This window comes from Streptomyces sp. SID3212 (assembly GCF_009865405.1).
Taxonomy (GTDB): domain Bacteria; phylum Actinomycetota; class Actinomycetes; order Streptomycetales; family Streptomycetaceae; genus Streptomyces.
Genome location: NZ_WWJY01000068.1, coordinates 18,760 through 27,785 on the forward strand (window position 1 = coordinate 18,760; position 9,026 = coordinate 27,785).

General features: G+C 71.0%; 7 protein-coding genes and 1 pseudogene. 5 read left to right on the forward strand and 3 right to left on the reverse strand.

Features of this window, described 5'->3' with window-relative positions:
* Window positions 1-4 precede the first annotated feature (4 nt).
* Window positions 5-985, reverse strand: coding sequence for an alpha-ketoacid dehydrogenase subunit beta (locus GT042_RS02340; RefSeq protein WP_161307024.1), 981 nt, complete (start codon window positions 983-985; stop codon window positions 5-7).
* Window positions 986-987: 2 nt separating this feature from the next.
* Entirely contained in the window at window positions 988-2,166 is a 1,179-nt protein-coding gene (gene pdhA, locus GT042_RS02345) for a pyruvate dehydrogenase (acetyl-transferring) E1 component subunit alpha (protein ID WP_161307025.1), read from the reverse strand.
* 338 nt (window positions 2,167-2,504) lie between these two features.
* Between pdhA and GT042_RS02350 the strand changes: the two genes are divergently transcribed.
* The 3 genes from GT042_RS02350 (at window position 2,505) to GT042_RS02360 (ending at window position 4,811) form a co-directional block, all read left to right on the forward strand.
* Window positions 2,505-3,164: a response regulator transcription factor gene (locus GT042_RS02350; RefSeq protein ID WP_161307026.1), complete on the forward strand. Its 660-nt coding sequence runs from the start codon at window positions 2,505-2,507 to the stop codon at window positions 3,162-3,164.
* A 111-nt stretch (window positions 3,165-3,275) separates the two neighbouring features.
* The gene (locus tag GT042_RS02355) at window positions 3,276-3,698 is read left to right on the forward strand and encodes a pyridoxamine 5'-phosphate oxidase family protein (protein ID WP_161307027.1); all 423 of its coding nucleotides are present in this window, start codon (window positions 3,276-3,278) and stop codon (window positions 3,696-3,698) included.
* A 33-nt stretch (window positions 3,699-3,731) separates the two neighbouring features.
* Window positions 3,732-4,811 (forward strand): phosphotransferase, encoded by a 1,080-nt coding sequence (locus GT042_RS02360; protein WP_161307028.1) that lies wholly within the window; start codon window positions 3,732-3,734, stop codon window positions 4,809-4,811.
* A 58-nt stretch (window positions 4,812-4,869) separates the two neighbouring features.
* Here GT042_RS02360 and GT042_RS02365 read toward each other — a convergent pair whose 3' ends face one another.
* Window positions 4,870-6,474: a protein kinase gene (locus GT042_RS02365; protein WP_161307029.1), complete on the reverse strand. Its 1,605-nt coding sequence runs from the start codon at window positions 6,472-6,474 to the stop codon at window positions 4,870-4,872.
* A 399-nt stretch (window positions 6,475-6,873) separates the two neighbouring features.
* Between GT042_RS02365 and GT042_RS02370 the strand changes: the two genes are divergently transcribed.
* Together GT042_RS02370 and GT042_RS02375 are read left to right on the forward strand one after the other, a co-directional pair.
* Window positions 6,874-8,550 (forward strand): protein kinase, encoded by a 1,677-nt coding sequence (locus tag GT042_RS02370; protein WP_161307030.1) that lies wholly within the window; start codon window positions 6,874-6,876, stop codon window positions 8,548-8,550.
* Between the two features lie 137 nt (window positions 8,551-8,687).
* Window positions 8,688-9,026 (forward strand): annotated as a pseudogene (locus tag GT042_RS02375) (hypothetical protein); the annotation flags it as partial.

The window sequence follows — 9,026 nt, forward strand, 5'->3', positions numbered from 1 at the left end:
CTCCTCAGTACGCGAGCGAGCGGTCGACGGCGTCGAGCACCCGGTCCAGGCCCGGGAGGTACTCGTCCTCCAGGCGGGCCGGCGGATACGGCGCGTGGAAGCCGCCGACGCGCAGCACCGGGGCCTCCAGGTGGTAGAAACACCGCTCCGTGACGCGAGCGGCGATCTCCGCGCCCGAGCCGTAGAACACCGGCGCCTCGTGCACCACCACCAGCCGGCCGGTCTTCTCCACCGACGTCTGGACGGTGTCGAAGTCGATCGGGGAGATCGACCGCAGGTCCAGGACCTCCAGCGACTTGCCCTCCTCGGCCGCCGCCGCGGCGGCCTCCAGGCAGACCTTCACCATCGGGCCGTAGGCCGCCAGGGTGAGATCGGAGCCGCTGAGCGCGACCCGCGCCTTGTGCAGCGGGCCGGGGATGGCCTCGGGGTCGACCTCGCTCTTGTCCCAGTAGCGGCGCTTCGGCTCGAAGAAGATCACCGGGTCGTCGCTGAGGATGGCCTGCTGCATCATCCAGTACGCGTCCGAGGACGTCGACGGCGAGACGATCTTCAACCCGGCGACGTGCGCGAAGAGCGCCTCGGGGGACTCCGAGTGGTGCTCGACCGCGCCGATGCCCCCGCCGTACGGGATACGGATCACGACGGGCATCTTGATCTTGCCGAGCGCGCGGGCGTGCATCTTCGCGAGCTGCGTGACGATCTGGTCGTACGCGGGGAAGACGAACCCGTCGAACTGGATCTCGACGACCGGGCGGTAGCCGCGCAGCGCGAGGCCGATCGCCGTGCCGACGATGCCCGACTCGGCGAGCGGGGTGTCGATGACCCGGCCCTCGCCGAAGTCCTTCTGGAGCCCGTCGGTCACCCGGAAGACCCCGCCGAGCTTTCCGACGTCCTCGCCCATGATCAGGACCTTGGGATCGGTCTCCAGGGCCTTGCGCAGCGATTCGTTGATCGCCTTCGCGAGAGGAAGCTTCTGTACGGCCATGATCACTTACCCCCCTCGGCGGAATCGGCGGAATCGGCGAACGACGCCTGGTACGCGGCGAACTGCGCGCGCTCCTCGTCGACGAGCGCGCTCCCGTCCGCGTACACATGGTCGAAGATCGCCAGACGGTCGGGGTCCGGCATGGCCCGTACGGCCTCCCGGACCCGCCTGCCGAGCGCCTCGCTCTCCTCCTCCAGACCGGTGAAGTACGCCTCGTCGGCGTGCCCCTCCCGCTCCAGGAGGCGGCGCAATCGCAGGATCGGGTCCTTGGCCCGCCAGGACTCCGTCTCCTCGTCGGCGCGGTACTTGGTCGGGTCGTCGGACGTGGTGTGGGCACCCATCCGGTACGTGAACGCCTCGACCAGCATCGGCCCCTCGCCCCGGCGCGCCCGCGCCAGCGCGGAGCGGGTCACCGCCAGACAGGCCAGGACGTCGTTGCCGTCGACCCGGACACCGGGGAATCCGTACCCCTGCGCGCGCTGGTAGAGCGGCACCCGCATCTGCTTCTCGGTGGGTTCGGAGATCGCCCACTGGTTGTTCTGGCAGAAGAAGACCACCGGGGCGTTGTAGACCGCGGCGAAGGTGAACGACTCCGCGACGTCGCCCTGACTGGAGGCGCCGTCGCCGAAGTACGCGATCACGGCGCTGTCGGCGCCGTCCTTCGCCACCCCCATGGCGTAACCGACGGCGTGCAGGGTCTGCGAGCCGATGACGATCGTGTAGAGGTGGAAGTTGTTGGCGCCCGGGTCCCAGCCGCCGTGGTTCACGCCGCGGAACATGCCGAGCAGGTTGGTCGGGTCGACTCCGCGGACCCAGGCCACCCCGTGCTCACGGTAGGTGGGGAAGACGTAGTCGTCGTCGTGCAGGGCGCGGCCGGAGCCGATCTGGGCGGCCTCCTGCCCCAGCAGCGACGCCCACAGCCCGAGCTCTCCCTGGCGCTGGAGCGAGGTGGCCTCGGCGTCGAAGCGCCGGGTCAGCACCATGTCCCGGTACAGGCCCCGCAGCTCCTCGGGGGTCAGGTCGATCTCGTATTCCGGGTGCTCGACGCGCTCACCCTCAGGGGTGAGCAGCTGTACGAGCTGGGGCTCGGAACTCTGCTGCTGCGGCGTCCTCCTGGCGCTGGTGCGCTTGGTGCCGCTACTGCGTCGCGGTTTGCGCGGGGCAGTGCTCTCCACGGTCACGTGCGTGCTCCTCCGTCTGTCCGGCCCCCGGGATCCGCCGGGAACCAGTGCGGCTCGCCGCTTCCGTCCGTCCGCACAGGGTGGGTGCGGGTCCGGCCGGGATCGGCGTGACAAGTTGCCCCGGCGAGCGCCCTGTCAGAGGCACGTTACCCAGTGGGCGGCATTCCCGCGAAACCCCTTGTGACCTGCGATTTTGCTCGGATATCCAAGTAAATCGAAAGAAGTCGGAAACACCCACTGGTCACAGCCTTGCAGGCCGCCGGAACAACGGCACGTTATCCCGGCGGATCCGTGCCAGGGAAGGGCAGGCGGTGGGCGAGTGTGTGAGACTGATTTATGTGGGTGAAGACGGAAAAATCTCAGTATTCCTGGTCGATGACCATGAAGTCGTCCGGCGCGGAGTGCACGAGTTGCTCGCCGTGGAGCCGGACATCGAGGTGGTCGGCGAGGCGGGCACGGCCGCAGACGCGATGGCGAGGATCCCCGCCACCCGTCCGGACGTGGCGGTGCTCGACGTACGGCTGCCGGACGGCAGCGGGGTCGAGGTCTGCCGCGAGATCCGCTCGCGCGACGAGGACATCAAGTGCCTGATGCTGACGTCGTTCTCGGACGACGAGGCGCTCTTCGACGCCATCATGGCCGGGGCCTCGGGCTATGTGCTCAAGGCCATCCGGGGCAACGAACTGCTGAACGCGGTACGGGACGTGGCGGCGGGACGCTCGCTGCTCGACCCGGTGGCGACGGCCCGGGTGCTCCAGCGCCTGCGGGACGGCAGCGGCCCCAAGCCGGACGACAAGCTGTCGGGCCTGACGGACCAGGAGCGCAGGATCCTCGACCTGATCGGCGAGGGCATGACGAACCGTGCCATCGGCGAGCAGCTGCACCTCGCCGAGAAGACGATCAAGAACTATGTGTCCAGCCTGCTGTCCAAGCTCGGCATGGAGCGGCGCTCGCAGGCCGCGGCGTACGTGGCGCGCCTCCAGGCCGAAAGGCACTGATGCGCCCCGATTCCGCCCGGTGCGAGCAGGCCCTTTCGGGACCAACGTCCCGCGTCATCGGGGGCTGCCTCCCCTGGTGAGGGGGGTGCGCGGTGACGGAGGGTGGAGGGCATGCCCACCACGACCCAGGAACTCCGCGCACTGGAGCTGCTCACGCTCGTCTCGTACGGACGGGTGTCGACGACGATGCGAGCGATGCCGTTCGTCGCGCCGGCGCGCCACGTCGTGGCGGACGGGGACGTGCTGCTGCGGATGCACGCCGGCCACGGCTACCACCGGGCCTGTGCGGGCGGGGTGGTGGCGTTCGGCGCCGACAACTTCAACGTGGAGGGTTCCGACCTCTGGTCCGTGCAGCTCACGGGAACCGCACAGATCATCGAACCGACCCCCGGGGAGCTGGAGCTGTTCGGTCCGGTCCCGGCCCTGATCGACGGCGCACCCTACGAACCGGCCTATATGCGACTGACGCCGCAATTCTTCTCCGTACACACGCTCGACTACTCCGCAGGGCGACAGACCAGGCACACCGTGTGATCTAACATCTGACACGTGCTGCGCTCATATGCAATGGCTGTGCCCGCCGCGATCTCGGCGATCCCCTCCATCACGTTCGTTCCACCCGCTCACCGCCCCACCCCGCACGCCCTTCCGCCCGTCGGAGCCTTGCTCCGCCGCTACCGCGGCGCGGGCGAGGCGCTCTCCTGCGAACCCGTCGCCCAGGGGCTGCTGAACCGCGGCTACCGGCTGGCGACCACCCGGGGCTCCTACTTCCTCAAGCACCATCTGGACGGCGACCACGAGGCCGTCGCCCGCCAGCATCGCGCCACCCGGCGATTACCGGGCCTCGGCGTGCCGGTGGCCGAGGCCGTCGAGAACGCCTCGGGCGAGACCGTCACCGTCATCGGCGGCCACTGCTTCGCCCTCCACCCCTGGATCGAGGGGCGCCACCGCGACGGCGCCCAGCTGACCCGCGCCGGATCGGAGCGCCTCGGCGCCCTCCTCGGGCTCGTCCACACCGGCCTGGAGCAGGTGATGGAGGCGGACCCGGTGGCCCTCACCCACGCCCTCACGTACGACAGCCAGGACCCCGCCTCGACCTTCGCGCTCATCGACGAACTCCTCGCCCTGGCACGGCACCACGCCCCGCGCCACGTCTTCGACGAACTGGCCGAGCACCGCCTGACCGAGCGGCGGACCCTGCTGGAACGGCACGCCCACCGCCGGCCGCCGCCGGGCGCGGAGACGGCCACGGGATGGGTGCACGGCGACTTCCACCCGCTGAACCTGATCTACCGGGGCTCCGAGCCGGCCGCGATCGTGGACTGGGACCGGCTGGGGGTGCAGCCGCGCGCCGAGGAGGCCGTACGGGCGGCGGCGATCTTCTTCGTACGGCCGACCGGTGAGCTGGACCTGACGAAGGTACGGGCCTACGCGCGCGGCTACCGGCAGGCGGCGGGCGCGGGCTCCGCCGAACTGGCCGCCGCCGTGCACCGGGTGTGGTGGGAGCGGCTCAACGACTTCTGGATACTCCGGTGGCGGTACCAGCTGGACGACCGGAGGGCCGACCCGCAGTTCGCCGCGGTGTCGGCCCTGGCGGTGTGGTGGACGAGGGAGTACGAGGCGGTGCGTGAGGCGTTCGCGGGGTGACGCGACAGCGCGGTGAACGCACGGGGGTGCGAACGCCTCACGCGGGGCGGGTGCGGGGTCAGCCGCCGGTGGTCAGGCCGGCGTCCGTGCCCGCCACGGCCCCGGCGTCCGTACCGGCGTCCGTGCCACCGTCACCGGTGCCGGGGTCGCCCGTCGTCGCCGGTTCCGAAGGCCCGCCCGACGGTTCGCCGTTGGTGCTGCCGCCGTCCGTCGTGCCCCCGTCCGTCGTACCGCCCTCGGTGCCCCCCGCGTCCGTGCCGGTGTCCGGCGAGGACGGTGTCTCCGACGGCTCCTTGGACGGGGAGAAGGACGGGGTCGGCTTGCGCGGAGGCGTGTAGTCCGGCTGCTGCTGGCCGCCTGACGACGTGTCGGGCTCCTCGGTCTCCTCCGACTCGGACTCGCTCGGCGTGGGCTTGTCGCTCGGCGCCGACTCGCTCGGACTGACCGAGGGCTTCGGGTTCTTGTCGCTGTTGTCCTTCTCGCCCATGCCCTGCACCGCGAAGGCGACACCCGCCACGATCGCGACCAGCGCGAGCGCGACGAACAGCAGCATCTTGCCGCGCCCGCCGCCGCCCTGGCCGCCGTGACTGTTCACGTACGCGCCGTCGTTCGGGTTCATCGGCGGCAGGATCGGGCGCTGCGAGGTCTCGCCGTGCGGCGGGTGCCCCATCGCGGTCGTCGCGGCCATGCCCATCGGCGGGGTGCCCCCGCCGTGCGCGTCGACCGGGCCGGTGTTCCAGGTGTGGGTGTGGCTGCCCTGCTGCTGGAGCATCTGCATGCCGTACTGGATGAGCCCGCGCATCTCCTCGGCGCTCTGGAACCGGTCGTCCGGTTCTTTCGCGAGGGAGCGCATCACCATGCCGTCGAGCTCCGGCGGCGCCAGCGGGGAGACCTCCGAGGGCGGCACCGGGATGTCCTGCACATGCTGGTACACGACGGACAGCGGCGTCTCACCGGTGAACGGGGGCCGCTGCGCCAGCAGTTCGTACAGCAGGCAGCCCGTCGCGTACAGGTCGGACCGGTGGTCGACCGACTTGCCCAGCGCCTGCTCGGGGGAGAGGTACTGGGGCGTGCCCATGACCATGCCGGTCTGCGTCATCGTCGACTGCGCGCCGTGCAGGGCACGCGCGATGCCGAAGTCCATGACCTTGACCGCGCCGCTGTGCGTGATGATCACGTTCGCGGGCTTGATGTCGCGGTGCACGATGCCGTGCTGGTGCGAGTAGGCCAGGGCCTCCAGCACCCCGGAGACGATGATCAGCGCCTGCTCCGGCGGCGGGGCCTCCGCCTCCATCAGCAGCTCGCGGATCGTGCGGCCCTCGACCAGCTCCATCACGATGTACGGCACGACCTGGCCGTTGACGACGTCCTCGCCGGAGTCGTACACCGCCACCACCGCGTGGTGGTTGAGCCCGGCGACCGACTGCGCCTCACGGGTGAAGCGGGCCTTGGAGATGGGGTCCTCGGCCAGATCGGCCCGGAGCAGCTTCACCGCCACGGTCCGCCCGAGCCGTACGTCCTCGGCCGCGAACACCTCGGCCATACCGCCGCGGCCCAGGCGATGCGTCATCCGGTAGCGGCCGTCGCCGACCAGTCCGCCCTCGCCCCAGGAGTCCGCGGCATCCGACACTCCGCCGCCGCTTGCTTCCGGTTCGGGTGCCATCAGTCCTCGCCGTCGTTTCTGTCCGCGTCAAGTCCGCCAGCGCGGCCCGCGGTGGTTCGGGGATTTTCAGGGGTACGGGAATTATCGGGGGTACGGGGATTCTCAAGGGTGCTATGCCACGTCACGCTACAGCCTTCGTGTGACACGCCGGTTCAGGATGGACCGGTCATGAAACCCGTACGGACGGGGCCGCGCAAATTACAGGCGGATCCTGTAACGCTTCCGAGACGCTCTGTCGTGCTTACGGTCACGGAACGGGCACCCGGCTTGACGTGTCCGAGGCCTGGGGCAGACTTGGCGCGTCATCGCGCAACCGTCATCGCGCAACAACGGGAACATCGCGTCAGCGGCACGGCATTCAGCGCCCACACGCCGGCGCGCCGAGGGGGAAGCACAGTCATGAGCCAGGACGGCGCACGGGGCCGCTACGCGGGCGGTTCGGTCGCGGGCGGCCGGTACCAGCTTCGCGACCTGCTCGGCGAGGGCGGCATGGCGTCCGTCTACCTCGCCTACGACTCGGCGCTCGACCGCCAGGTCGCCATCAAGACCCTCCATACGGAACTGGCACGCGAGCAGTCGTTCCGCGAGCGGTTCCGGCGGGAGGCGCAGGCGGTCGCCAAGCTGTCGCACCCGAACATCGTCTCGGTCTTCGACACCGGCGAGGACACGCTCTTCGAGAACGGCTCCGCCGGCGGCACCGGCGCGATGATGCCGTACATCGTCATGGAGTACGTGGAGGGGCAGCCGCTCGGCTCCCTGCTCCAGGCGGACGTCGCGCGGCTCGGCGCGATGCCGGCCGACCGGGCGCTCGGTGTGACGGCGGACGTGCTGGCCGCGCTGGAGGCCAGCCACGAGATGGGGCTGGTCCACCGGGACATCAAGCCGGGCAATGTGATGATCAACCGGCGCGACGTGGTCAAGGTCATGGACTTCGGCATCGCGCGCGCCATGCAGTCGGGTGTCACGTCGATGACGCAGACCGGCATGGTCGTCGGCACCCCGCAGTACCTCTCCCCCGAACAGGCGCTGGGGCGGGGCGTCGACGCCCGCTCCGACCTCTACTCGGTCGGCGTCATGCTCTTCCAGCTGCTGACGGGCCGTCTGCCGTTCGACGCGGACTCGGCGCTGGCGATCGCGTACGCGCATGTGCAGGAGGAGGCCGTCGCGCCGTCCTCGATCAACCGGTCGCTGACGCCCGCGATCGACGCGCTGGTCGCGCGGGCGCTCAAGAAGAACCCGAACGAGCGTTTCCCGAGTGCCGCCGCGATGAGCGCCGAGTGCCGGCGGGTGCTGCCGTCCGGGCCCACGGGCGCGCCGGTGATCATCCAGGGCGCGCCGCCGAACAGCGGGGCGGGGGTCAGCTCGGCGGTCTTCCCGCCGGTCGACCAGTCCGCGCAGGCGCCGGGGCCGTACGGCGTGCGGACGCCGTACCAGCCGCCGGCGCACCAGACGCAGCCTCAGCAGCCCCAGCCCCCTCAGCACCCGGGCGTGTACGGGCCGCCGGCCCCGGCGCCGCAGGTGGCCGGCCCCGGCTACGGGTACCCGCAGGCCGCCGCGTACCAGAATCCGGGGCAGCACACCCCGCCGCCGTACGGGATCTCTCCGCAGCAGACCGGGGGCGGTACGGGCGGCAAGAAGCGGAACGTCCCGGTCATCGTGGGCGCGATCGTCGTGGCCCTGCTGGCGATCGGCGGGCTGGCCGCGGCCATGTCCAGGGGAAGCGACCACGACGACAACGGCGGCGGCGAGGCGGGCCCGACCTCCAGCGGCCCGGCGGTGGACGGCTACCGGGCGCCGGACCGCAGCCGGACCATCGACGAGGACGCGTGCACGGATCCGCAGGAGGACCCGTCGGACCCGAGCAAGATCTCCGTACCGGACTTCCGGTACAAGGACATCCTCTCCGTGAAGAAGTGCCTGAACGCGGCGCACTGGTCGTACGAGCCGCCGACGACGGTCCAGAACGGGCAGTACGCCAAGGAGACCGTGATCGAGCAGTATCCGACGCAGGGCACGGGTGTCGATCCCAAGACGGTGACCTTCACGCTGCGGCTCGCCTCGGGGTCGGCGCAGTGACGCGGTCCCGCCCTTGGCCCTTCGCGTCGGCCATCTTCGCGTAGTCCTTCTTCGCGTGGTCCTCCTTCGCGTAGTCCTTACGGGGGAGGTCGGCCGCCCGGGATGCCGGAGTTGTCACTCCATGTGACGCTGGGTCCGTGATGCCCAGGCTCCGCACCCACTGCGCTCTCGCGGTCGCGTCCTTGCTGCTGGCCGCGCCGCTCGCGCGGGCCGAGGAATCCGCCTCCCCGTCCGCCGGGCCCTCGCTCTCCCCCGACCCGACGGTGTCGCTGGCGGGGCGGGAGGCCGGGGAGGGGCATTCCCGGCCCGGCAGGCCGACGGGGCCCGAGGTGTCACGGCCGGGGGACACACCGGAGGAGCCGCCGGAGGACCTGCCGGAGGACGGCGACGACCCGGAATCCACCGCCCCGCCGGACAGCCCGGCCCCCGCGTCCCCCTCCCTCACCGCGTCCCCCTCACCCCCCGGCCCTTCCCGT